The organism is Salinivibrio sp. PR6 (assembly GCF_001995955.1).
GTDB lineage: Bacteria > Pseudomonadota > Gammaproteobacteria > Enterobacterales > Vibrionaceae > Salinivibrio > Salinivibrio siamensis.
In genome coordinates this window covers 217,103-242,487 of the sequence record NZ_MUFA01000001.1, presented here as the reverse complement: position 1 = coordinate 242,487, position 25,385 = coordinate 217,103, and the positions used below count along the sequence as shown (strand labels likewise).

At 51.8% G+C, this 25,385-nt stretch carries 25 protein-coding genes and 1 pseudogene; all 26 read left to right on the top strand.

Annotation, left to right across the window (positions count from 1 at the left end; all coding sequences use genetic code 11):
- Positions 1–2: 2 nt before the first annotated feature.
- Positions 3–176: pseudogene (locus BZG72_RS16575) on the top strand (helix-turn-helix domain-containing protein); the annotation flags it as partial.
- 110 nt (positions 177–286) lie between these two features.
- Positions 287–598: a flagellar hook-basal body complex protein FliE gene (gene fliE / locus BZG72_RS01120; RefSeq protein WP_046074949.1), complete on the top strand. Its 312-nt coding sequence runs from the start codon at positions 287–289 to the stop codon at positions 596–598.
- Between the two features lie 15 nt (positions 599–613).
- Positions 614–2,389, top strand: coding sequence for a flagellar basal-body MS-ring/collar protein FliF (gene fliF, locus BZG72_RS01115; protein ID WP_077578003.1), 1,776 nt, complete (start codon positions 614–616; stop codon positions 2,387–2,389).
- Positions 2,379–3,434, top strand: a complete 1,056-nt coding sequence (gene fliG, locus BZG72_RS01110) for a flagellar motor switch protein FliG (RefSeq protein WP_046074947.1) — start codon at positions 2,379–2,381, stop codon at positions 3,432–3,434. The genes fliF and fliG overlap by 11 nt, the downstream gene beginning before the upstream one ends.
- A gap of 22 nt (positions 3,435–3,456) precedes the next feature.
- Entirely contained in the window at positions 3,457–4,419 is a 963-nt protein-coding gene (locus BZG72_RS01105) for a flagellar assembly protein FliH (RefSeq protein ID WP_077665895.1), read from the top strand.
- Positions 4,419–5,738 (top strand): flagellar protein export ATPase FliI, encoded by a 1,320-nt coding sequence (fliI, locus tag BZG72_RS01100; RefSeq protein WP_046074945.1) that lies wholly within the window; start codon positions 4,419–4,421, stop codon positions 5,736–5,738. Before BZG72_RS01105 ends, fliI begins: the two co-directional genes overlap by 1 nt.
- 3 nt (positions 5,739–5,741) lie before the next feature.
- Positions 5,742–6,197: a flagellar export protein FliJ gene (fliJ, locus tag BZG72_RS01095; protein ID WP_046074944.1), complete on the top strand. Its 456-nt coding sequence runs from the start codon at positions 5,742–5,744 to the stop codon at positions 6,195–6,197.
- An 88-nt stretch (positions 6,198–6,285) separates the two neighbouring features.
- Positions 6,286–7,914 carry a flagellar hook-length control protein FliK gene (locus BZG72_RS01090; protein WP_077665894.1) on the top strand — a complete coding sequence of 543 codons (1,629 nt, stop codon included), beginning with the start codon at positions 6,286–6,288 and terminating at the stop codon, positions 7,912–7,914.
- 22 nt (positions 7,915–7,936) lie between these two features.
- On the top strand, positions 7,937–8,428 hold the full coding sequence (gene fliL / locus BZG72_RS01085) for a flagellar basal body-associated protein FliL (protein WP_077606541.1): 492 nt from the start codon (positions 7,937–7,939) through the stop codon (positions 8,426–8,428).
- A gap of 8 nt (positions 8,429–8,436) precedes the next feature.
- Entirely contained in the window at positions 8,437–9,507 is a 1,071-nt protein-coding gene (gene fliM, locus BZG72_RS01080; RefSeq protein WP_077578008.1) for a flagellar motor switch protein FliM, read from the top strand.
- A 29-nt stretch (positions 9,508–9,536) separates the two neighbouring features.
- On the top strand, positions 9,537–9,935 hold the full coding sequence (fliN, locus tag BZG72_RS01075) for a flagellar motor switch protein FliN (protein ID WP_046074940.1): 399 nt from the start codon (positions 9,537–9,539) through the stop codon (positions 9,933–9,935).
- A gap of 8 nt (positions 9,936–9,943) precedes the next feature.
- Positions 9,944–10,327, top strand: coding sequence for a flagellar biosynthetic protein FliO (gene fliO / locus BZG72_RS01070; protein WP_158010009.1), 384 nt, complete (start codon positions 9,944–9,946; stop codon positions 10,325–10,327).
- A complete protein-coding gene (gene fliP, locus BZG72_RS01065) occupies positions 10,324–11,163 on the top strand; it encodes a flagellar type III secretion system pore protein FliP (RefSeq protein WP_077665893.1) in 840 nt (279 codons plus the stop codon). The genes fliO and fliP overlap by 4 nt, the downstream gene beginning before the upstream one ends.
- Positions 11,164–11,174: 11 nt before the next feature.
- Positions 11,175–11,444 (top strand): flagellar biosynthesis protein FliQ, encoded by a 270-nt coding sequence (gene fliQ / locus BZG72_RS01060; protein WP_046074938.1) that lies wholly within the window; start codon positions 11,175–11,177, stop codon positions 11,442–11,444.
- An 11-nt stretch (positions 11,445–11,455) separates the two neighbouring features.
- Entirely contained in the window at positions 11,456–12,238 is a 783-nt protein-coding gene (gene fliR / locus BZG72_RS01055; RefSeq protein ID WP_046074937.1) for a flagellar biosynthetic protein FliR, read from the top strand.
- A gap of 6 nt (positions 12,239–12,244) precedes the next feature.
- On the top strand, positions 12,245–13,381 hold the full coding sequence (gene flhB / locus BZG72_RS01050; RefSeq protein ID WP_077578011.1) for a flagellar biosynthesis protein FlhB: 1,137 nt from the start codon (positions 12,245–12,247) through the stop codon (positions 13,379–13,381).
- Positions 13,382–13,532: 151 nt separating this feature from the next.
- Positions 13,533–15,638 (top strand): flagellar biosynthesis protein FlhA, encoded by a 2,106-nt coding sequence (gene flhA, locus BZG72_RS01045; RefSeq protein WP_077578012.1) that lies wholly within the window; start codon positions 13,533–13,535, stop codon positions 15,636–15,638.
- A gap of 25 nt (positions 15,639–15,663) precedes the next feature.
- Positions 15,664–17,214, top strand: a complete 1,551-nt coding sequence (gene flhF / locus BZG72_RS01040; RefSeq protein WP_077665892.1) for a flagellar biosynthesis protein FlhF — start codon at positions 15,664–15,666, stop codon at positions 17,212–17,214.
- Complete coding sequence (locus BZG72_RS01035) at positions 17,207–18,094, top strand: MinD/ParA family protein (protein ID WP_046074933.1); 888 nt, start codon at positions 17,207–17,209, stop codon at positions 18,092–18,094. The genes flhF and BZG72_RS01035 overlap by 8 nt, the downstream gene beginning before the upstream one ends.
- Positions 18,087–18,812, top strand: a complete 726-nt coding sequence (locus BZG72_RS01030; protein ID WP_077578014.1) for an RNA polymerase sigma factor FliA — start codon at positions 18,087–18,089, stop codon at positions 18,810–18,812. The genes BZG72_RS01035 and BZG72_RS01030 overlap by 8 nt, the downstream gene beginning before the upstream one ends.
- A gap of 55 nt (positions 18,813–18,867) precedes the next feature.
- Positions 18,868–19,236, top strand: a complete 369-nt coding sequence (gene cheY / locus BZG72_RS01025; RefSeq protein WP_046074931.1) for a chemotaxis response regulator CheY — start codon at positions 18,868–18,870, stop codon at positions 19,234–19,236.
- Between the two features lie 30 nt (positions 19,237–19,266).
- Complete coding sequence (locus tag BZG72_RS01020) at positions 19,267–20,001, top strand: protein phosphatase CheZ (RefSeq protein WP_046074930.1); 735 nt, start codon at positions 19,267–19,269, stop codon at positions 19,999–20,001.
- Between the two features lie 9 nt (positions 20,002–20,010).
- Positions 20,011–22,245 (top strand): chemotaxis protein CheA, encoded by a 2,235-nt coding sequence (locus BZG72_RS01015; RefSeq protein WP_077578015.1) that lies wholly within the window; start codon positions 20,011–20,013, stop codon positions 22,243–22,245.
- Positions 22,246–22,263: 18 nt separating this feature from the next.
- On the top strand, positions 22,264–23,400 hold the full coding sequence (locus BZG72_RS01010) for a protein-glutamate methylesterase/protein-glutamine glutaminase (protein ID WP_077665891.1): 1,137 nt from the start codon (positions 22,264–22,266) through the stop codon (positions 23,398–23,400).
- A 10-nt stretch (positions 23,401–23,410) separates the two neighbouring features.
- Positions 23,411–24,193, top strand: coding sequence for a ParA family protein (locus tag BZG72_RS01005; protein WP_046074927.1), 783 nt, complete (start codon positions 23,411–23,413; stop codon positions 24,191–24,193).
- On the top strand, positions 24,180–25,379 hold the full coding sequence (locus tag BZG72_RS01000) for a chemotaxis protein CheW (RefSeq protein WP_077665890.1): 1,200 nt from the start codon (positions 24,180–24,182) through the stop codon (positions 25,377–25,379). Before BZG72_RS01005 ends, BZG72_RS01000 begins: the two co-directional genes overlap by 14 nt.
- Positions 25,380–25,385: the final 6 nt, after the last annotated feature.

The window sequence follows — 25,385 nt, the reverse complement described above, 5'->3', positions numbered from 1 at the left end:
ATGGTGCAGGGTTAGGCAATGAATTACGCGATCAGGAGTTTTCCATCATACTGGAGACCATTCGAGCCTGTGAGGGGCGGCGTAAAGATGTGGCAGAGCGCTTAGGGATCAGCCCCAGGACACTGCGCTATAAGCTCGCCAAAATGCGCGACGCCGGGATTGATATTCCCCAGTAATCACCCAAAGTCGTCAGCCTTTGCGAAAGTGGTCTCAAAGTTGCACATGGTAAGATGACTGATGAAAATCTGACTGAATTGACAAAATATTGACACAGGAAGGATCGACGATGAAAGCGAATGCCTTGACGCAAGAGATGCAAGCCATGGCGGCAGCGGCGAAGAATGTCTCTCAGCCTGCAACTGGTCAACAAGTCAGCCAAGAATTTGGCGATATGCTTGCCAGTGCGATTAACCATGTAAATGGATTGCAAAAGACGTCGGGTGAGCTTGCCACACGGTTCGATGAAGGTGACCGCAATGTAAGCTTATCGGATGTCATGATTGCTCGAAACAAGTCGAGTGTGGCGTTTGATGCCACCGTGCAAACGCGCAACAAGTTAGTTGAGGCGTATAAAGAACTCATGAATATGCCTGTTTAATGTAGGAATTAATCAGTGGCTGAAGAGAACCAAAACACCGATCTGGCGGTTTCAGATGGCGCAGCAGCACTGCCATCAACCGATGCGGCATTAGACGCAGAGCAAAGCACGCAAGATCCGGACGCATCAGAGCAGTCAGCATCGTCAAACTCGATATTTGGCGATCTCGACATGGTGCGCCAGTTGATCTTGGTGTTAGCGGTTGCGATTTGTGTTGCGCTGATCATGATGCTGTTTTTTTGGGTGCAGGAACCCGAAATGCGGCCACTGGGTACGTACGAAACAGAAGAACTGATCCCTGTTTTGGATCACCTTGACCAAAACAAAGTAGAATACCAACTGGATGGTAATACCATCCGCGTCCCCTCAAGCGATTATTCCTCGATTCGTCTCGGTTTAACCCGGGTGGGGCTGAATACCAGCACGGCCGAGGGCGATGAAATTTTGCTCAATGACATGGGTTTTGGCGTCTCGCAAAAACTCGAGCAAGAACGTTTAAAACTCAGCCGTGAGCGACAGCTCGCCGCCGCGATTGAAGAAGTACGGCAAGTGCGAAAAGCACGTGTCTTGTTAGCGATGCCCAAACAGAGTGTCTTTGTGCGCCACAATCAAGAGGCATCGGCCACGGTATTCTTAACCTTGGGAGGGACGAACACCTTGGGTCAAGAGGAAGTGGACTCCATTGTTGATATGGTTGCCTCTGCCGTCCCCTCGCTAAAACCCACGCGCGTCACCGTTACCGACCAACATGGTCGCTTGCTAAATTCTGGCAGTGAAGATCCTGCGTCAGCGGCGCGGCGCAAAGAGTACGAATTGGAGCGTAAACAAGAACGTCAATTGCGCGAAAAAATCGACTCAATACTGATCCCCGTACTAGGGCTGGGCAACTATACCTCGCAAGTCGATGTGTCACTGGATTTCAGTTCGCTAGAAGAAACGCAGCGTCAGTTTAACCCCAACACACCGGCAACACGCAGCGAATATACGCGCGAAGATTATAATGGCTCGGATCGTGTAGCGGGTATTCCAGGGGCGTTAAGCAACCAACCGCCGGCCGATGCCTCCATCCCGGAAGACGTCAGGGATCTTAAAAATGGTGCAGGCGGTACCGGGTCAGTGAGCCGTGAAGCCACCCGCAACTTTGAACTCGACACCACCATTCGCCACCGCCGCGCACAGTCAGGCGTTATTGATCGGCAAACTGTTTCTGTGGCGGTGAACTTTAAACAAAGTGTCGATCCTGAAACCGGGGATACGGTCAAGCAGCCGTTGTCAGACGATGAATTGGCCAAAATCCGCCGTCTCCTAATGGGCGGGGTGGGCTTTAGCGAACAACGTGGGGATGTACTTGAAGTCATCGCCGTCCCGTTTGTTGAGCCAGAGCAAGCGGCAGAGCAAGATGTGCCGATTTGGGATCATCCCAACTTTAATGACTGGGTACGGTGGTTAGCGGCCGCCTTGGTGATCATTGTCATTATCGTGGTCTTGGTGCGTCCAGCGATGAAAAAGCTGCTTTATCCAAATACCGACGAAGATGGCAATACCGTGGGGCCCAATGGCGAAATCCTTGGCCCAGATGGCTTACCTATCACCCCAGATGGGGATGATGTTGGCTTGATAGGCTCTGAGCTTGACGGTTCTAGCAACTTTGCGATGTCAGCGTCGGATGTGGAGCTGCCAAACTTACATAAAGATGAAGACTTGTTAAAAGCGGTGCGGGCGCTGGTGGCCAATGAGCCAGACTTGGCCGCACAAGCGGTGAAAAATTGGGTAACCGAAGATGGCAAATGAAGTCGCAACCACAGGCGGTGATGAGCAAGCTGGCTCAAACTTCGATATCAGCTCGTTGAGTGGGATTGAAAAAGCCGCCATTTTGCTGCTCAGTTTAAGTGAACAAGACGCCGCGAGTATCATTCGCCACCTTGAGCCGAAACAGGTTCAACGGGTGGGCGCGGCCATGACCTCGATGACTGACCTTAATTCGGACAAAGTGGCTGCCGTCCATCGTGCTTTTTTGGAGGAAATCCAAAAATACACCTCGATTGGGATGGGGAGTGAAGACTTTGTGCGCAACGCCCTGGTGGCAGCCTTGGGTGAGGACAAAGCGAATAACTTGGTCGATCAGATCTTGTTGGGTAGCGGCTCGAAAGGCTTAGACTCACTGAAATGGATGGATCCGCGCCAAGTGGCCAGCATTATTATCAACGAGCACCCGCAAATCCAAACTATCGTCTTATCCTATTTGGATCCCGAGCACTCGGCAGAGATCCTCTCGCAATTTGTAGAGCGTGACCGTCTCGATTTAATGATGCGGATTGCCAACCTTGAAGAAGTGCAACCAGCCGCGCTCCATGAGCTGAATGAGATCATGGAGAAACAGTTTGCAGGTCAAGCAGGGGCACAAGCGGCCAAAATTGGTGGCTTGAAAGCGGCAGCGGAAATCATGAACTACATGGACAACAGCGTCGAAGGGGTGTTGATGGACTCGATTCGCGATCAAGACGAAGAGATGGCCTCACAAATCCAAGACTTGATGTTCGTGTTTGATAACTTGATTGATGTGGACGATCGCGGCGTACAAACCTTACTACGTGATGTACCACAAGAAGTGCTGCAAAAAGCGCTCAAAGGGGCGGAAGATAACTTGCGCGAGAAAATCTATCGCAACATGTCTAAACGTGCAGCAGAAATGTTGCAAGATGATATCGAAGCCATGGGGCCAATCCGGGTTTCAGACGTGGAAGGGGCGCAGAAAGAGATTCTATCTGTCGCACGCCGTCTCGCTGATGCAGGTGAAATCATGCTTACCGGAGGCGGCGGCGATGAATTCGTCTAAGTCGTTTTTGTAAGGGGCAACGATGAGTTTAGAAAAACGCCGTGGCTATATCCGCGTCGATGAGGCCGATGCCGAAAGCATTGATAGGTGGGCACTGCCCCCTTACAACGAAGGCGAAAACCTGCCCAAAGAGACCGCACTCAATTACGACCCCAGTTGGGAGCCGGACGTTGAGGTGGAGCCGGAGGAAAACGAGCCAGCCCCCGAACCTTTAACCGCCGATGCCCTCGATGCTATTCGCCAGCAGGGCTATGACGAAGGGTATGAAGAAGGCAAGCAGCTGGGGCATGCTGAGGGGCTCGAAGCCGGTTTAGAACAAGGGCATGAGAAAGGCCATGAAGAAGGAAAAAAGGCGGGGTTTGAGCAAGGCCTCGCCGATGGCCAAGCGCTGATTGAAGCGCGTTGCCAGCAGCTTGACAGTATTCTCAATCAGCTAAGTCATCCATTAGAAAAGCTGGATATCGATGTCGAGCAACAACTGTTGGTGATGGTCCAGACCTTGACGAAATCATTGACAGGCGTGGAGCTAGACACGAATCCTCAGGTGATTCTACACACTTTACGGGCCGCCATTGCCGCTTTGCCAGTGGCCGACCACCCGGTTACTGCTGCTTTGCATCCAGATGACTATGCCATTGTCACCGACGCGTATGACGACGATATGCTGGCTGCCCGCGACTGGACTTTGCAATCAGAGCCCGCACTTTCGCGCGGAGACGTCCATGTAAAAGCCAAAGATTCAGTCGTTGACTATCGCTATGCTGACCGCGTGGACGCGTTATTAAGAGAGTTTCAAGGGCAGAATCAACCCCGGCAATCTACGCCATCAGACGGCGCAACGGTAGAGCCTGTTGATACCGGCGCCTATGCCAACGAATCGGCGACCGCTGAGCGCGAGCCGTCGAGTGACGAACCCGTTGAGCAAGACACCACGGCCACGACGCAGGATGAACCCACATCGACTGAGGATCCAGGGCAATCATAATGAGCCAACTCGCTGAGCGGTTAAAACAATGTCAGCTTGATAATTTAGCCCCCAAGCCAGTGGCGTCGGGCAAATTGGTGCGTATGGTTGGGCTGACACTTGAAGCGATAGGCTGTCGCGCGCCCATTGGGTCTGTTTGTTCGGTTGAAACCCTTAATGGCACTATTGAAGCCGAAGTCGTGGGATTTGCCGACGAACTTTTATATCTGATGCCCAATGAGCAAGTATCAGGCGTATTGCCAGGTGCAAGAGTGACGCCTTTGTCTGAACGTAGTCAACTCTCGGTGGGTATGGAGCTGTTGGGACGTGTTATTGATGGCATGGGCAATCCACTGGACGGTAAAGGCGACATCTACACGGATAAACAGGCGAGCTTGGAGGGCATGCCCATTAACCCCTTATCACGTCAACCCATCCGTGAGCCGCTTGATGTTGGCATCAAAGCGATCAATGGCCTTTTGACGGTGGGGAAAGGGCAGCGTATCGGCTTGTTTGCTGGTTCTGGGGTGGGTAAATCTGTCACCTTGGGGATGATGACACGCGGTACCACTGCACAAGTGGTGGTCGTGGGGTTGATTGGTGAGCGTGGCCGAGAAGTGAAAGAGTTTATCGATGATATCCTCGGAGAAGAAGGCCGTGCCCGAGCGGTAGTGGTTGCCGCGCCTGCCGACGCCTCACCGCTGGTGCGGCTAAAAGGCTGCCAAACGGCGTTGACCATTGCTGAGTATTTTCGCGATCTGGGTCTTGATGTTCTCTTATTGATGGACTCGTTAACGCGGTTTGCGCAGGCTCAGCGCGAAATTGCTTTGTCGGTGGGCGAGCCACCCGCGACCAAAGGGTATCCGCCTTCGGTGTTTGCGCGCTTACCCTCACTGGTTGAGCGCGCGGGGAACGGTGCCGTTGGGCAAGGGTCGATCACGGCCTTTTTTACCGTGCTGACCGAGGGGGATGATTTACAAGACCCTATTGCCGATGCAGCACGAGCGATACTCGATGGTCATATTGTGCTATCGCGCGAGTTAGCAGATAGCGGTCATTATCCTGCCATTGATGTTGAGCGTTCAGTGAGTCGAGTGATGCCCAATATTACCAGCGATGAGCAAATTCTGATGTCGAAAGCGGTGCGGCAAGTGTTGTCCGTGTGCCGTAAAAATCAAGATCTGGTCTCGATAGGCGCCTACAAACCTGGCAGTGATGCGGCGGTTGATCAGGCGTTTAGCTTGAAGCCCAAGCTCGACAATTACCTGCAGCAAGGGATCAAAGAAGTGGTTCCTTTTGATATGTGTGTCAACATGTTGCGTTCAACCTTACAGGGGTAACCGATGGCCGATCACGCACTTCAGTTGCTGTTAGACAAGGCGCAAGAAGATGAAAAGCAGGCCCAGCTCAGTGTGAGCGCGGCTCAGCAATCACTTGATGATTACTATCGCCAGTTGGAGCAAATTGAACAGTACCGGCTTGAGTATTGCCGTCAGATGTCTGAGCGTGGTCAGTCAGGCCTATCGGCCAGCGCCTTTGGTCATTTAAATAAATTCATTGTTCAGCTTGATGAAACCTTGGCAAAACAAAGAGATGCAGAGCATCAATTTAAAGATCATTTAGAGCAGTGCCGTCAGACATGGCAACAAACCCGCCAGCACCGGCAATCACTAGAGTGGCTGATAGAAAAACGAGAACGTGAGGAAGCAGAGCGTGCTCGTTACCAAGAACAACGACAAATGGATGAAATGGCAGCGATTATTGCACGTCGACGCCCCTCGCCCTTCTCTTCACAATAAAATGGCGCGATAATTGCTTTCTCATTACCGACGCGCCAGCTGATGCCAAGCTGACGCATAGGTAACCATAGGTAATGATGAGAAACTTATGACGCAGTCAATGCTGACACTTTCCAATGTTTCGAGTAAAACCCTGTCTGCGCCGAGTGAGGGCGCGTCCAGCGAGGTGAAAGGAGAGCAAAGTGCCGGCTTTTTGTCCGCTTTGCATCAATCCCTCGATGGAAGTGAAGGACAAGGGGAGTCTATCAAGCTAACCCCTGATGGCAAAACCTTACTCGTCGATGGTCAGGCCATTGATGCGGAAGCCATGTTGGCTGACGGTGTTTTCAGCGAGGCGGAGATGGAAAAAATTGCCGATATGACGGCAATGGAAGAAAGCCAATCTTTATTAATGCGTTTGAATCAAGCGGCGGACATGCTTACTGGCAAAACCTTGCCTGCCGGTGGGGATACCACGGCATTATCTGCCGATGCATTACCGATGAGCGACGCTGACAGTAACGCGCGAGTAGACCTACAGGGTCAAGAGGGTGAAGTAGACAAACAAGCACTGCTTGCCGAACTCTCTAAAGCGCTGCCAGATGAGGTTTCCGCGGAGGAGGTATTGGCACAGTTATCGCCCGAACAACTCGCCGCGTTAGTCGCCCAGGTTAAAGCCACGCAAGATCGTGGCGCCGCATTGGAACAAGGTGCTGGGCGCCAAGTGGCGCTTGATAGCAGTGGTGAGATGCCTAAAGGGGGGCAATCTCTCCCAGTGGATGGGCCGGCGATCAAATGGGCGGCCATGAAGGCGCAGCAGGAGAGTCAACATGGGGCTGCCGCCGCTAAGATGGCGCCCGGTGAGTCTGCCTTAGGCGATGCTGCGTCAGCCAACAAAGAGTCTGCGCTCAAAGATTTGTTAGCCAAAGAAGGGGCGACGACGAAAACGAACGAGCTGGCTGATAAGCTGCGACAGGCGACTGGCCTACCACAAAATATGGCAAACCCTGACGTAAAAGGTGGCGCAACAGGCAACCCGAATGCCGCTTCTATGTTAGCCGGGCAAAATGAACGGTCAGACCATGTCAGTAAAGTGGCACTGAAAGCGATGGCAGAACAGGCGGTTCAAACTGACGCCGCATTAGCTGCAGGCAGCGCTGCAAGCGCGGCGGAAGGGGCCTCACGAGGCGAGAACTTGGCCCAGCAATTGGCAAGCAGTCTAGGCACACCAAGCGCGAACGCAGCGACAGCACGACAAGATATTCAGGTCGCTCAAACTGCGCAGGCCCCGCTACCTTTGGGGCAAACACCTAGCGACGCGGGCGCGGCACTGACTGAGCGAATCAATGTCATGTTGTCTAAAAACCTCAAGCAAGTGGATATTCGTCTCGACCCACCCGAGCTTGGACGCATGCAAATTAAGTTGGGGATAAACAACGACCAAGCCTCTGTGCATATCACGGTGGCGAACCAGCAAGCGCGTGATGCTGTCGAGCAAGCGATGCCAAGATTGCGCGATATGTTGCAGCAACAAGGGCTACAGTTAGCCCAGGGGTCGGTTCAACAGCAAGACAGTGGTGCACAACAGATGGCCTCTGGCCAGCATGGCGATGGTGCTGGCAATGCAGGTGGGGCACCACGTGGCACAACAGGGCCGGATGATGGCGATGATGCCATGCTAGCCGGGCAAACGCTGAACGTCTCACACAGTGATCGCGCCGTCGATTACTACGCTTAAATAACAAGGAGCAAGACCAGCCATGGCAGATGATAACGCAACCCCAGAGCAAGGTGGGAGCAAGAAAAAGCTGATTATTATCATTGTCGCCGCCGTTGTATTGCTCGCGGCGGTAGGCGGTGCGGCGTTCTTTTTCCTATCTGGTGATGACGGCAGCCAAGAAGACATTGTCCTCGAGGAACAAAGCAATGCTCTGCCTGCGATTTATGTCACCTTACCCAAGCCATTCGTCTTTAATGTCACCGGTGATGAGCAACAACGACTGGTGCAAGTCAATACCCAGTTGTTAGTGCGTGGCAGTGAAATGGAAACCCTAGCGAAGGAAAACTTACCGCTGATTGAGCACGCGCTTCTTAATACGTTTGGTGCGGCCACGGTGGAGCAACTGCGCACACCACAAGGCCAACTCGAAATTCGTCGCCAGTCGGCAGAAAATGTGCGCGCGGCCTTAATCAAAGTAACGGGCGAGCCGGTGGTAGAGCGTGTGCTCTTTACTGGATTTGTGATGCAATAGGTGATGACGTGACTGACTTACTCAGCCAAGACGAAATTGATGCGCTGCTTCACGGTGTTGATGACGTCGAAGAGGAAGACAACGAGCCCGAAGCGGATCAAGAGGGGGCCGTCTCCTTTGACTTCTCGTCACAAGACAGAATTGTGCGTGGGCGGATGCCGACGCTCGAGCTTATTAATGAGCGCTTTGCCCGTCATATGCGCATTAGCTTGTTTAACATGCTGCGTAAAACCGCCGAAGTATCGATCAACGGCGTGCAGATGATGAAGTTTGGCGAGTATCAAAACACCTTGTACGTGCCGACCAGTTTGAATATGGTGCGTTTTCGCCCACTAAAAGGCACCAGCTTGATCACCATGGAAGCCCGTCTGGTGTTCATATTGGTGGAAAACTTTTTTGGTGGCGATGGGCGCTTTCATGCTCGTATTGAAGGGCGGGAGTTTACCCCGACAGAGCGGCGTGTGATCCAGATGCTGCTGAAGTTGATGTTTGAGGATTACAAAGACGCGTGGGCGCCCGTGATGGAAGTGGCCTTTGAGTATTTAGACTCAGAGGTTAATCCGGCAATGGCCAACATTGTCAGCCCTTCAGAAGTGATTGTGGTGAGCTCATTCCATATCGAGCTTGATGGTGGTGGCGGTGACATTCATATGGTCATGCCCTACTCAATGCTGGAGCCGATTCGCGAGCTACTTGATGCAGGGGTACAAAGTGACAAGATGGATACCGATGTGCGCTGGAGTAAAGCGCTACGGGATGAAATCTTGGATGTGAATGTTGAATTGAGTGCCAAGCTTTTAGATGTCACTTTATCCTTGCGCGACCTGATGGAGCTGCAAAAAGGCGATGTGATTCCGGTTGATATGCCGGATGCGTGTACGGTGTTCGTGGAAGACTTGCCCACCTATCGCGCGAAGATGGGACAATCTAACGATAAGCTGGCACTGAAAATTGTGGAAAAACTTAAGCGTCCTGAAATGGCGAAATCGGATATTTCGTTGTTGCAGGATAAACCTGAGCTACTCGATGATCTCGAGGAAGATTTACCCATCGATGATAAACAAGGTAATGCTCAGTGATCAGAATCTGTAAACAAGGGTGAGACGTCATGGATCAAAATGATGTAGACGATGATTGGGCTGCAGCCCTGGCTGAGCAATCTGATGCCGAGGGCTCTGATGATGTACAAGCGGCACCACTTGAAGAGCTCACTGATGACAGCGAGCAAAAAATGGGGGCGGATGAACAGCGCAAACTGGACGCGATCCTCGATATTCCAGTGACCATTTCTATGGAAGTGGGGCATACGCAAATTAACATCCGTAACCTGCTTCAGCTCAACCAAGGCTCGGTGGTTGAGTTAGATAGGTTGGCCGGGGAGTCGCTCGATGTGCTGGTCAATGGCACGCTTATCGCACACGGTGAAGTGGTGGTCGTTAACGACAAGTTTGGTATCCGCCTCACGGATGTGATTAGCCAAACTGAACGGATTAAGAAACTACGATAGGGATGACGGTGAACCGACGCGTTTGGGGTGTACTCTTGGTGCCAATGCCCGTGTGGGCGGCGGCGCCCGAGGTCAGTATAGTGACAATGCTGTTGTCGCTGGGGTTGGTGCTTGGGCTTATCTTTGCTCTGGCCTGGTTGCTGCGACGATTAAAAGTGCCGGGGCTGGCACAGCAAAGTGACGGAATCACGATCGTCAGCCAATTGGCAGTGGGTCAAAAGGAGCGCATTCTGGTGGTCGATATCCACGGCGAGCAGCTGGTTGTCGGCGTAACGGCTACCAGCGTGAACGTGTTAAAAACACTGGATAACCCCATTCCAACGGCGACGCCAGCGTCTGACAAGCCTTCTCGCTTTGCCAATCAGCTTAGCCAACTGTTGAATCGAAAATGACGATACGAATGTTATTGGCCGCTTGGGTCTGGGTGGCAGCTACCTTATTTACACCGTTTGCTGCTGCCGAACAAGAAGCCGCGCCAGCACAAGAAAGCATCACCACCGAATCGACTAGCGAAAGCGGTGAGGCGGCACGTTTAGAAGTGGGTCGCAATACGGGAGGCGGGATCCCAGCGGTCACGATGCGTGTCAACCCGGATGGTAGTGAAGACTACTCCGTTACGTTGCAAATTCTGGCAATAATGACCGCGCTGGGCTTTTTGCCAGCGGTTGTCATTTTAATGACGTCGTTCACTCGGATCGTGGTGGTGATGGCCATTTTGCGTCAAGCCATGGGGTTACAGCAAACGCCATCGAACCAAGTGATCATTGGCATCGCGATGTTTTTGACCTTATTTATTATGTCACCTGTGATTGACCGAATGAACACAGAGGCGATTCAGCCTTATATCAATGAACAAGTCACAGCAAGGGAAGCCTTTGATCGGGTACAGGTGCCGCTGCGTGAGTTTATGCTCCGGCAAACGCGGGTTAAAGATTTGGAAACCTTCGTCAATATGTCTGGGTCGCAAGTCGATGAGCCTGAACAAGTCCCGATGACGGTGCTGATCCCCGCGTTTGTAACGTCTGAGCTCAAAACCGCGTTCCAAATTGGCTTTATGCTGTTCTTGCCGTTTTTGGTGATTGATTTGGTCGTGGCGTCGGTATTGATGGCAATGGGTATGATGATGCTATCGCCCATGATAGTGTCGTTACCCTTTAAGTTGATGCTATTTGTTCTGGTTGACGGGTGGAACTTGATCCTCTCCACCTTAGCCGCCAGTTTTGGCTAAAGGAGGCAGCGATGGCCCCAGAAGCGTTTGTCGAGCTTTTCCAAGATGCGCTCTATTTGGTGTTACTCCTCGTCTCAGCGATTGTGGTACCTGGTTTGTTGGTTGGCCTGATTGTCGCCATCTTTCAAGCGGCAACCTCGATTAACGAGCAAACGCTGAGCTTTTTACCGCGTTTGATCGCGACCTTTATTGCGCTGATGTTTTTTGGCCACTGGATGACGCGAATGCTGATGGAGTATTTCTATCGCTTGATTGATCACATCCCCAACATTCTCTACTGACGAGGCAAGCCATGGAATATCCAGCCTCGGTGATTTTATCTTGGATGGCTAACTACTTTTGGCCCTTTACCCGTATTTCGTCAATGATGATGGCGATGACCTTCTTTGGCGCGCGGTTTGTGCCAGTGAGGATCCGCCTCTACCTCTCTTTAGCGATTACCTTTGCCGTGATGCCCGCGTTACCGGCCGCCCCCGAGAATATCGAGCTGGTCTCTTTTGCGGGGTTTACCGTGCTTGCGCAGCAAGTGATCATTGGTGTGGCGATGGGGATGGTCACCCAATTTATCACCCAAACCTTTGTGGTGTTAGGGCAAATTTTGGGGATGCAGTCGAGCTTGGGTTTCGCATCCATGGTCGACCCGGCCAATGGTCAGAATACCCCTTTGCTAGGGCAGTTTTACTTGTTTTTGGCCGTGATGTTGTTTCTCGCCACGGATGGGCATCTAAAAATGCTTAACCTGGTAGTGATGAGTTTTGACACCTTACCGATTGGCGAAATGATTGGTGCCGCCGACTACCGTAGTTTGGCACAGTGGTTTGGCATCATGTTTAAAGTAGCACTCAGTATTTCCCTGGCCGGCGTCATTGCCTTGCTGGTGGTTAACTTGTCTTTTGGTGTGATGACGCGGGCTGCGCCGCAGCTAAACATTTTCTCTCTTGGCTTCGCTTTTGCATTGTTAATGGGGTTGCTGATCAGCTGGTATTTGCTGTTCGGTATGTTGACGCATTACAACAATCATTGGGAAACAGGGTTGAACCAAGTTTGTTCGCTGATTCGAATTAACTGTGGATAGAAGCTGATGGCAGAGAGCGACGGTCAGGAAAGAACAGAAGACGCCACGCCCCGAAGGCAGGAGCAGGCGCGGGAAAAGGGCCAAGTACCGCGCTCAAGAGAACTGGCTTCCGTGGCAGTGTTAGTGGTCGGGGCGATCAGTTTGATGTGGTTCGGGCAAGCGCTGGGTGAAGCCCTAATGGCATTGATGACGCGCCTATTCTCCTTGTCACGTGCAGAGATCTTTGATAGCTCAGAGCTGATGCTGGTGGTGGTCGGTGAGCTACTGCATTTGATTCTGCCACTTGGGCTGATCTTGATTGTGCTATTTATCTCCGGCCTCGTGGGGGCAGCCGGGCTCGGTGGTGTGAGTTTCTCTTGGGAAGCCGCACGGCCTAAGCTGTCGAAAATGAGTCCGCTTTCTGGGTTCAAGCGTATGTTTGGTACCCAAGGCTTGGTTGAGCTATTGAAGTCTGTCCTCAAAGTGCTGTTGGTCGCGGGCGTGGCAGCCTATCTGGTTTATGTGAACCTGGAAGACTTCTTTGAGCTGACCATTGATACCTTTCCCAGTAATCTCTATCACGCGCTCGACATTTTACTGAACTTCGTATTGCTCGTGTGTTGCTCACTGTTGGTTGTGGTGGTCATTGATGTGCCGTTTCAAATTTGGCAACACAATGAGCAGCTTAAAATGACCAAGCAAGAGGTAAAAGACGAGCACAAAGAAACTGAGGGTAGCCCAGAAGTGAAAGGGCGTATCCGAATGTTACAGCGTGAGATGGCGCAACGCCGGATGATGGCGGACGTTCCTCAAGCCGATGTGGTTGTGACTAACCCCGAACACTACTCCGTGGCGCTACGCTACAATAGTGATATCGATAGTGCGCCCGTCGTGATAGCCAAAGGCTCGGACTTTACTGCATTGAAAATACGAGAAATTGCGGCTGAATATGACATTGCCATTGTCCCCGCTCCCCCTCTGGCGAGGGCATTGTATTTTAGCACCGAGCTTGAGCAACAGATCCCTGACGGTTTGTTTACCGCCGTCGCGCAGGTCTTGGCGTATGTCTTCCAGCTTAAGCAATACAAAAAAGGACGGGGTCGACGACCCACTCGTCCTGATGACGCTTATTTACCTATCCCTTCCGACTTGCAACATGACTAAGCGTTGCCGAACGCGGCAATGTCAGCGCAGTGCCAAAATGCTGACACTTTATTGTCTTTTTTTGGCGTAAAACTTGCTTCCTCTGCATTCCCGTTTTGATTATACGCGGCACCAGGCCCGCGTTCACCAATCATGGATTTGAACGCTTAACATGTTAAAAGCCAACTGGCGATTGCCATTTTCTGACAAAGTGCCTTACCACAGGTTAGGAGCGATGCCGGCTATCGGCGCGCCAGCACTGGTATTAGCGACCTTAGCGATGGTGGTTCTGCCTGTCCCACCAATGCTGCTCGACTTAATGTTCTCATTTAACATTGCATTGTCGCTCGTGGTCTTGCTGGTCACCATTTATACACGGCGCCCACTTGAGTTTGCGGCTTTCCCAGCGGTGCTTTTGATTGCAACGTTAATGCGGCTGGCGCTTAACGTTGCTTCCACGCGTGTGGTTTTGCTTTATGGGCACGAGGGCCCGGATGCAGCAGGCCAAGTGATTGGTGCTTTTGGCTCGGTGGTCATTGGTGGTAACTATGCTGTGGGCTTGGTGGTCTTTCTTATCCTGATGATCATTAACTTCATGGTCGTCACCAAAGGTGCGGGCCGGATTTCAGAAGTGACCGCGCGTTTTACCTTGGATGCATTGCCGGGTAAACAAATGGCGATCGATGCCGACTTGAACGCAGGGCTTATCGACCAAGAACAAGCACGGTCACGACGCCAAGAAGTCACGCAAGAAGCGGACTTTTATGGCTCAATGGACGGTGCGTCTAAGTTCGTTAAAGGCGATGCCATCGCCGGTATTTTGATCCTTTTCATCAACATTGTGGGTGGCTTGTCTATCGGGATGGGCCAACATGGCTTGGGTTTTTCCGAGGCGTTGGAGGTATATACCTTACTGACCATTGGTGATGGTCTGGTTGCACAAATACCGTCGTTGCTGCTGTCGATAGGCGCCGCCATTATGGTGACGCGACAAAACACCGAAGAAGACATGGGACAACAGGTGGTATTCCAGCTGTTTGATAACCCGCGTGCGTTGATGATTGCCACCGGTATTTTGACGGTGATGGGGCTAGTACCGGGGATGCCTCATTTGCCTTTCTTGCTGCTGGCAGTGATTTGTGGTGGCCTGGCGTACTGGAAATACAAGCAATATCAAAAAGCACAGCAAGCGCCGGAGCAAACCGATCTTCCCGAAGCCGCGCCTGCTAAACCGAAAGAGTTATCGTGGGACGATGTGCAGCCGGTGGATGTTATCGGACTGGAGGTTGGATATCGTCTGATTGCCATGGTCGATCGTGATCAGGGCGGAGAGCTGCTCGACCGAGTCAAAGGCGTACGTAAAAAGCTCTCGCAAGATTTTGGTTTTTTGATCCCACCGGTACATATTCGCGACAACCTTGAACTGCCACCCCATAACTATCGCATCACCTTAATGGGGGTCGCTGTCGGAGAAGCCGAAGTCCACCCTCAACATGAACTCGCGATCAACCCAGGTCAAGTTTTTGGCCCTATCGACGGCGAGCCAACCCAGGATCCGGCTTTCGGCCTTGAGGCGGTTTGGATTGAGCCAAGCCAACGAGAGCATGCTCAAGCACTCGGTTACACCGTAGTTGACTCTGCCACTGTGTTGGCCACCCACCTTAGCCAGATGTTGACCAACAACGCCGAGCGTTTATTGGGTCACGAGGAAGCGCAAAATCTGGTCGATATGTTAGGTAAGCAAGTACCGCGCTTGGTTGAAGGACTGATCCCGGATCAAATTCCGCTCAGTGTGCTAGTCAAAGTACTGCAAAACTTACTGAGTGAAGCGATCCCTATTCGTGATATTCGCACTATCGTGCAAACCATGGCTGAGTATACCGGTAAGAGTCAAGATCCTGACATTTTAACCGCAGCGGTCAGGATTGCATTGCGTCGTCTGATCGTTCAAGAAATCAATGGCAGCGCCCCTGAACTGCCAGTCATTACGCTTGTTCCTGAACTGGAACAGATGTTGCATAAAACTATGCAGGCATCCGGTGGCGAGTCGACAGGGATTGAGCCGGGTCTGGCTGAGCGGTTGCAGTCTTCGTTGGCAGAAGCGACGCAACAACAAGAGTTGCAAGGAGAGCCGGCCGTATTGCTAACGTCTGGCGTGCTACGAGCGACATTGGCGAAATTTGTTAAAAACACAATACCGACGCTACGCGTCTTGTCTTATCAAGAAGTGCCTGATGAAAAACAAATTCGTATCGTCAATGCGGTTGGCAACAATTAACATCGTTTATGAGTAGGGCAGTGCTTTGAAAATAAAACGTTTTTTTGCAAAGGATATGAGAGCAGCGTTAAGCCAAGTGAAAGAAGAACTTGGCGCTGATGCGGTGATCATGTCTAACAAAAAAGTGACAGGCGGCGTAGAAATTGTCGCGGCGGTTGATGCGGATACAGAGCCAATGCCTGATAAGCCCGCACCAAAAGCGCAGCAACAATCTGCTCAGGCTTATTCTCAGGCTCACCGCCAACTTGCGGATGATCAAGTGCAACTGCGTCAACGGCAACAGGCAGGTGGTCGTCAAAACGGTCATACTAAGCGCCCACCTCGTTTTTCTGCCATGTTGGATGAGTACCGTGACCAATCTCAGCCCGCGGAACCAGAAACAGAAGCTGATTCGTTGAGCGCGTTGCTACAACGCCAACAAAAGCAGCCAGCACGGAGCCCATCGCCATCAGGTGCTGACGAGCGGCCCGCCGCGCTAGGACGCGGTTATGAGCCTCGTCGGCAACTTAAAAGTAGCAGTCGTTCTGGCTGGCAAACGGCTGCCAATAAGTCGAGCGGTCCGCATGCATCTCCGTCAACGTCCAAGCCTAAGCTAGATCCATCCCGGTTTGAGGCACGTCAATCTCAGGCTTCTCATCAAGAAATTGATGCAATGCGTCAGGAGATGGCATCAATTCGAAGCTTATTAGAACACCAATTGTCGGGGCTTATGTGGCAAGAGGTAGAGCGGCGAGAGCCGTTACGCGCCATGCTTATCAAACGCTTAGAGCGTATGGGACTGTCTTCTGAGCTGGCGGATCAACTGGCCTGTTATATCCCAGAAGAGACACCACCGAATGAGGCGTGGCAAGCGCTCCTTGACCTGGTTGCGGATCAGGTGATCACGGTTGACGAGAATATGCTAGAAACCGGCGGCGTGATTGCACTTCTTGGTCCGACAGGGGTCGGGAAAACCACCACGATTGCTAAGCTGGCGGCGCGAGCCGCGATGGAATTTGGCCCGGAAGATATTGCCTTGGTGACCACAGATACATTCCGTATCGGTGCCCATGAACAGTTAGCCACGTACGGCCGTATCCTTGGTTGCCCCGTTAAAGTGGCTAAAGATGCCGATGAGCTTGCCGACATCCTTTATCAGCTGCGTCATAGACGCTTGATATTGCTAGATACCGCCGGGATGGGGCAGCGTGATCTTCGCTTGTCGGAACAGCTCGATACCCTGATGCAAAATAGTGGCTCGCATATTCGTAGCCTACTGGTGTTACCGGCGACATCACAACGCCGCGTATTGCAAGAAACCATTGAACATTTTCGCCGCATCCCGTTATCGGGATGTGTTCTGACCAAACTCGATGAATCGCTCAGCCTCGGTGAACTGTTGTGTGTCACCATCGAAAATGCCCTGCCTGTGGCCTACTTAGCCGACGGGCAACGTGTGCCGGAAGATATCCGCCAAGCCACGGGACAGTTCCTGGTTGGCAAAGCCAGTGAAATGTTGGAGTCAGGTGCGGATCAGCACAATCACTTCTGGAACAGTGATGTCCCAGAGTCGAATGGGGCGGACTTTTATGATTGAGACAAGCATGCAAGATCAAGCAAGCGGCCTGCGCCGTTTAACCAATCCGTCACGCACCAAGGTTATTACCGTAACCGGGGGAAAAGGTGGCGTAGGAAAAACCAATGTCACGCTGGGAATGGCCGCGTCTATGGCTCGCCAAGGGAAAAAAGTCATGGTATTGGATGCCGACCTTGGCCTCGCCAATGTGGATGTGTTACTTGGCCTAAGAGCGGGCAAGAATTTGTCTCATGTACTTCAAGGCGTCTGTGATCTGAAAGATATTATTCTCGAAGGTCCGCACGGTATGAAAATCGTACCAGCATCGTCTGGTCTTCAAGGTATGACGGAGCTCACACCGGCGCAACATGCTGGTTTAATTCGCGCTTTTGGTACACTCGAAGAAGAGGTTGATGTACTCTTAGTGGATACTGCCGCGGGGATTTCAGACATGGTACTGAGTTTCTCGCGCGCCGCACAAGATGTCGTCATTGTGGTCTGTGATGAACCTACATCAATTACTGATGCGTATGCATTGATTAAAGTACTCAGCCGTGAACATGGTGTGACACGCTTTAAAGTTGTTGCAAATATGGTCAGAAGCTACCGTGAAGGACGAGACTTGTTCACAAAATTAACGCGAGTCACTGAAAGGTTTCTCAATGCTAATCTAGAATTAGTAGCATGTGTTCCCGTTGACGAAAGGGTGAGGCAAGCAGTGAGAAAACAAAAAGTTGTCATTGACGCATTTCCTCGCTCGCCCGCATCATTGGCAATGAATGCGCTGGCGAACAAAGCGCTGACTTGGCCGGTGCCACGAAATCCGGGAGGCCATCTGGAGTTTTTTGTTGAGCGGTTGCTTATCAAAAATGATGACGCAGGAGAGTTAGTTCGTGAATAGAGCGCTCACGTATAGCCGCACAGGGGCAGATCGCCAAGCGGTACTTGAGCGTTATTCGAGTTTGGTCAAGCGCATCGCGCATCACTTGATGGGGCGCTTGCCACCGAGTGTTCAAGTAGAAGATTTGATCCAAGCTGGTATGGTCGGCCTCCTTGAGGCACAGCAAAATTATGACCCCTCCAAAGGGGCGAGTTTTGAAACTTATGCCGGTATTCGAATTCGCGGTGCTATGCTGGATGATATGCGCCGCGGTGACTGGGTGCCACGGTCTGTCCACAAGGCGAGTCGTTCAATCAGTGATGCTATCGCATCGCTAGAAAAAGCGTTAGGTCGGGATCCAACCGACGTGGAGGTTGCAGAAAAGCTTGATATGAGCTTAGAGCAGTACCATCAGGCGCTTAACGATGTAAACTGTGGGCGTTTGATCGGGATGGATGATCTGGGCGTCTCTGAAGATGCATTCACAACAGAGAGTCGCCGTAATGACAACACTCCCTTTCAGGGTGTTGCGGAAGACAGTTTCAAAGCCGCATTAGCGGCGGCGATCAAAAGTCTTCCTGAAAGAGAGGCGCTGGTGCTATCTCTTTATTATGATGAGGAATTAAACCTCAAAGAGATAGGAGCAGTGATAGGGGTCAGTGAATCCCGGGTCTGTCAGATTCAAAGTCAGGCTACGCAACGTTTGAGAGCTAAGCTATCCGCTTGGCATAGTGAGTAAGTAACTGTTTCGACAATAAAACGAGACCTCACCGGAGGCAACCTTGGATAAAAACATGAAAATTCTCGTTGTTGATGATTTTTCAACAATGCGCCGTATCGTAAAGAATCTTCTTCGTGACTTAGGTTTCAACAATACCGTTGAAGCGGATGACGGCTTAACCGCGCTGCCAATCCTCAAAAAAGGCGGTATTGATTTTGTCGTGACCGATTGGAATATGCCTGGTATGCAGGGGATTGACTTGCTTAAAGAAATCCGTAAGGACGGCGATCTTAAGCACCTGCCTGTATTGATGATCACCGCTGAGGCGAAGCGCGAGCAAATTGTAGAAGCCGCGCAAGCAGGGGTGAACGGTTACATTGTTAAACCTTTTACTGCCGCTACGTTGAAAGAAAAGCTCGATAAGATTTTCGAGCGTATGTAATTCGCAAGCGCACAGTAAGAAGGAACCGCCATGATCAATCTGGACCAAGCGAAACAATTGGTCGCGTATCTTGAAAACGGAGAGCAAGATAACGCTAATACGCTTCTTACCGAAATAGCGAAAGAAGCGCGTGACCCACTGTTTAATGAAGTGGGGAAGCTCACCCGCCAATTACATGACTCAATTACTGACTTTCGTTTGGATCCTAGAGTGAGTGATTTGGCCAACGTGGACATCCCTGACGCTCGCGACAGGCTCACGTATGTCATGCAGAAAACCGAATTGGCCGCCAACAAAACCATGGATTCGGTTGAACGAACCATGCCGATAGCAAGCGAGCTGCAAGACAACTTGCAAGCTGTTCGTCCCAACTGGAACAGCCTGATGCGCGGTGAGATTGCCTTGGATGAGTTCAAGTCGTTGTGTCACAACATTGACGAACTCTTGACCCAAGTAGAAGGGGGCGCGACAGAATTGCACGCGCACCTGACTGAAATCCTCATGGCACAAGACTTTCAAGACTTAACCGGCCAAGTGATTCGGCGCGTGATTGAATTGGTGCAAGAAGTTGAGCAACAGCTGGTAGAAATACTTACCGCCTTTGGCATGGATAGCGCTGCGATTGACGCAGCACCGGCGAAAAAAGCAGATGATACCACCGATAAGTCAGCCCCTGAGGGTCCTGTGATTCACCCTGAAGAGCGCGATGACGTGGTTCACAGCCAAGATGATGTTGACGATTTATTATCGAGTTTGGGTTTTTAGAGGTGCGCTATGAGCTTTGAGATGGATGAAGAAATCCTTCAGGACTTTTTGATTGAAGCGGGAGAGATCCTCGAGCAGATGTCTGAGCAGCTGGTCGATTTGGAGCGTGCCCCTGATGATGCAGACTTACTAAACAGTATTTTCCGTGGCTTCCACACGGTAAAAGGTGGCGCGGGCTTTCTTGGCTTAAATGCGCTGGTCGATACGTGCCACGGTGCTGAAAACGTCTTTGACAACTTACGTAATCACGGACGTGAGCTGACATCAGATGTGATGGACACCATTTTGCAGGCGCTGGACACTGTCAATGATCAATTCGCCGCGGTACAAAACCGCGAAGAGCCAGTGCCAGCCGATAGTGCCTTGCTCGAAGCACTGCACCGCTATGCGAAACCCGCGAGTGAAGATGAGGCTGTGGCGGAAGAGCCTGCACCTGAACCAGACCCCGAGCCAGAACCCGAACCCGAACCTGAGGCGTCTGAAAGTGACGCATCAAGCCAGGACGACAGTGCGATCAGTGGCGACTCAGTGGATGAGATCACCCAAGATGAATTCGACAAGTTGCTCGATCAGCTCCATGGTGAGGGAAAAGCACCCACGGCGTCTGATTCAGCATCAGAAAAGCCTGAGGTGGTGGAAAGCACTGAGGCCGATAGCGGCGATATTACCGACGACGAGTTCGAAAAACTGCTTGATGATTTGCACGGTGCAGGTAAAGGCCCTGCTGGAGGGGCAAGCGACACCAGCAATGAAAGCCCATCAGCGCCATCGGATAAGCCCGCTTCGGCGTCGTCCCAATCTGGTGGTGATGAGCTGATTGATGACGACGAGTTTGAAAAGCTCTTGGATGATTTGCACGGTAAAGGCAAAGGCCCCGCCGCCGAAGCGGAGAAAGCGAAAGCGGATGCCGATAAGGTGGATGCACAAGCCAAACCTCAGCCAAAGTCGGAGCCTGCGCCCGCACAAAAAGCGAGCAAGCCTGAGCCCGCGAAAGAAAGCACACCGAAAAGTGCCGGCGCGGGTGCTAAAGCGCCTGCTGCGGCAGAAAAGGCACCTGAGAAGAAGCCACCGGCCGCCCCTCAACAAGAGCAAACGGTACGAGTTAATACCTCCACGCTTGACGGTATTATGAATATGGTCGGTGAGCTTGTGTTGGTGCGTAACCGCTTAGTGAGTCTGGGCCAAAGCAGCAACGATGAAAGCATGGCCAAGGCGGTTACCAACCTAGATGTGGTTACTGCCGACTTGCAAGGCGCGGTGATGAAAACGCGTATGCAGCCAATTAAAAAAGTATTTGGCCGCTTCCCCCGCGTTGTCCGTGACTTAGCACGTAGCTTGAAAAAAGAAATCGTCCTGGAAATGCAGGGCGAAGAAACCGATCTGGATAAAAACCTGGTCGAAGCGCTGGCTGACCCTATGGTCCACTTGGTACGTAACTCGGTGGATCACGGTATTGAAATGCCTGATGAGCGTGAAAAAGCGGGTAAACCTCGTGTCGGTACCATCACCCTCAAAGCGTCACAAGAAGGGGATCATATTCTCCTGACCATTGCTGATGACGGTGGCGGTATGGATGCTGAAAAGCTGAAGAGCATCGCGGTTGACCGTGGTGTCCTTGATGCAGAAGCGGCGGCTCGCTTAAGTAATAGTGAAGCGTACAACCTGATTTTTGCTCCTGGCTTTTCAACCAAAACCGAGATTTCCGATATTTCTGGTCGTGGTGTGGGGATGGATGTGGTGAAAACCGGCATCACCAAGCTTAATGGCTCGATTAATATCGACTCTGAGCTCGGCCGAGGGACGGTTCTGGAAATCAAGGTACCATTGACACTGGCGATATTGCCAACCCTCATGGTCGGCGTCGGTGATAACCCGTTTGCGTTCCCTCTGTCGAATGTCAGTGAAATTATCAGTTTGGATATGTCCAGAACCAATACGGTTGATGGCCAGCTAACCTTAATCGTACGCGATAAAGCGATCCCACTGTTCTTCTTGCAAGATTGGTTGTGTAAAGGATCAACTGATATCGATAAAACCAAGGGGCATGTGGTGATCGTGCAAATCGCGCATCAACGCATCGCGTTTGTGGTAGACACCTTGTTTGGTCAAGAGGAGGTGGTCATTAAGCCACTTGACGAACTACTTCAAGGGACGCCGGGAATGGCAGGGGCAACCATCACCAGTGATGGTCATATTGCTCTGATCTTGGATGTGCCCAACCTGTTGAAACATTACGCAGGTTAATTTGAGAAAAGGACGCCCATGGCAGTAAAAGTATTGGTGGTAGATGACTCCAGTTTCTTCCGTCGCCGTGTTAGTGAAATCATCAATGCCGATCCGAGAATGGAGGTCATTGATAGTGCAGTGAATGGCAAGGAAGCGGTGGAAAAAACCGCCCAACTCAAGCCTGACGTTGTCACTATGGATGTGGAGATGCCAGTACTTGATGGTATCTCGGCGGTGCGCCAGATCATGGCGCAAACGCCCACACCAATTTTGATGTTTTCATCGTTGACGCATGATGGGGCGAAAGCCACGTTAGATGCACTTGAAGCTGGGGCGCTCGACTTTCTTCCTAAAAAGTTTGAGGACATCGCTCGCAATCGCGAAGAAGCGACCAGTTTACTGCAACAGCGCGTACTCGAAATTGCGCGTAAACGGCCGGTACTTCGACGTGCGACGCGCCCATCCTCCCCAGGCAGTACTGGGCAAACGGCTTCGCCATCGGGCGGTGTGCGCACGCCTGCGCGCCCAGCGTCCCGCCCTGCGGTGGGGACGAGTGCGCCGTCTAAGGCGCCAGCGCGATTTACCGCCACAGGTAAACGTTACCAATTGATGGCGATTGGTACGTCGACCGGTGGCCCCGTTGCGCTGCAAAAAGTACTGACCAAGCTACCCGCAAATTTTCCGCTGCCGATTGTTTTGATTCAACATATGCCTGCCACATTCACATCGGCGTTTGCGCAGCGCCTGAATGGACTGAGCAAAATCACTGTCGTTGAAGCGAAAGATGGGGACACGCTCAAACCTGGGCACGCCTACCTGGCGCCGGGAGGGATGCAAATGATGATTGATGGCAGACCAGGCGCGGCACGTCTAAAAATTCTCGACGGCGGCGAGCGGATGAATTACAAGCCTTGTGTGGATGTGACCTTTGGCTCCGCCGCTAAAATATATGGCGATAAGGTTCTGTCGATGGTGCTCACCGGTATGGGCGCAGATGGTCGAGAGGGCGCACGTATGCTAAAAAGCGCGGGGTCAACTAYCTGGGCACAGGACGAGGAAAGCTGTGTCGTTTATGGCATGCCGCAAGCAGTGGCGAAAGCGGGTATCTCGTCGGAAGACTTACCGCTGGAGAGGATCGCCGAACGCATCATGGTTGAGCTGAATTTAAAATAAGGAGTGGGGCTTGATAGTCTGGAGTATCGCCAACCAAAAGGGCGGTGTTGGTAAGACAACCACCACGGTGACATTGGCAGGATTGATCAGTGAACGTAAGAAACGTGTCCTGCTAGTGGATACGGATCCACACGCTTCTCTCTCGACCTATTTGAATTTTGATTCAGAGCAGCTGCCAGCGAGCTTGTTTGATTTGTTTCAACTACAAACTGTCAATAAAGAGACGGTGAAGCCGCTCATTGTCAAAACACAGTTTGAGAATATGGACTTAATTCCTGCACACATGTCGCTGGCGACGTTAGACCGTGTGATGGGGAACCGGGGTGGCATGGGGTTGGTGCTAAAAAAAGCATTGGATGCATTGGCTGACGAATATGACTATGTGTTGATTGATTGTCCACCTATTTTGGGCGTGATGATGGTCAACGCGTTGGCGGCCAGTCATCGTGTATTGATCCCGGTTCAGACCGAGTTTTTGGCGATGAAAGGGTTGGAACGTATGATGCGCACGTTGCAGATCATGCAAAAGTCTCGTAGCTCTAACTTTAATCTCACTATCATTCCAACCATGTACGACAAGCGTACGCGGGCATCGCTGGAAACCCTACAGGAGCTTAAAATTCGCTATAGCGATCAGGTCTGGGCCTCAGCCGTGCCTATCGATACTAAGTTTCGAGATGCAAGCTTAAAGCATATGCCAGCGTCTTTCTATGCGAAAAATTGCCGTGGTGTATTTGCCTACAAAACTCTATTAACCTATTTGGAGCGACTGGAGCAGGATGAACAAGCATAATGCCCTATCCAGTGGTCAAGCGCTCGACGATTACTTTGAGGCCCTGCTGGATGACTTAGGTGAGGTAGCCCAACCAGGCAAACAGCCTGTAGAGCCCGCTCGTGCCACGCCGGAGGTGTCGTCTGCATCGTACCTCGGTGATGCTTCCCCACGGCTTCAGCCACAACCTGTCACGGAGGCAGTAACACCAGAACCGGTCGCGTATGCTGAACCAGAACGTGACTTGGCGGAAGTTGAGCGGTTACTTGCCCAGCTCAAAGTCGATGAAGAGGCGGAGCTGGAAGCGAAAACGGCGACCCAAACTGAGGAAGACGTTGCCCAAGAGACGGCCGAGCAGGTTGTCGATCCTGTTGTGGAAGAGGCACAAGAGCAAACCCTTGAAACCTATACCATGGCCGATTGGGGGCTTGATGTTGAGGAGCAGGTTCAGGTAGACGAGGCGGTCCCTGAGGTAGAAACTCTTACCGAGACCGAGACCGAGACCGAGACCGAGACCGAGACCGAGACCGAGACCGAGACCGAGACCGAGACCGAGACCGAGACCGAGACCGAGACCGAGACCGAGACCGAGACCGAGACCGAGGAAGAGGTCAGCGTAGAGGCCGACGCCGTTGCCCCTGAAGCCGATATCGGGGTGACTGAAGAGCTTGAGCAAGCAGCCCACACGCAGGAAACGGTGGAGGTTGACACCCAAGCGGGAGAAGATCTTCCTCCTACTCAATGGGAAAATGCTGAAACGGAAGCAGAGTTTCAGGTATTATTCTTTGAAAGCATGGGCGTGACCTACGCGGTCCCTTTAGCCGAACTTGGCGGTATTCATCAATTGGGCGAGTGCAATCGCCTTATCGGTCGGCCTGATTGGTATCTAGGATTACAGACAGAAAAGCAACAACAGCTTGATGTTGTCGATACCGCTCGCTGGGTGATGCCAGAAAAACTGGCAGATAATCAGCACAGGGACGACTATAATTATATTGTGATTCTGGGCGATAGTAAGTGGGGGCTGGCGTGTGATCAGTTACTCGGCACCCAGGCGCTCAGTGGCAAAGCGATTCGCTGGCGAAAACAAGCGGGAAAGCGGCCTTGGCTAGCGGGCATGGTAAAAGAAAAAATGTGTGCTCTGATCCATGTTCAAGCATTTATTGCTATGTTAAATCAGGGGATTGACGCCAAGGCGATGGCGTAATAACTA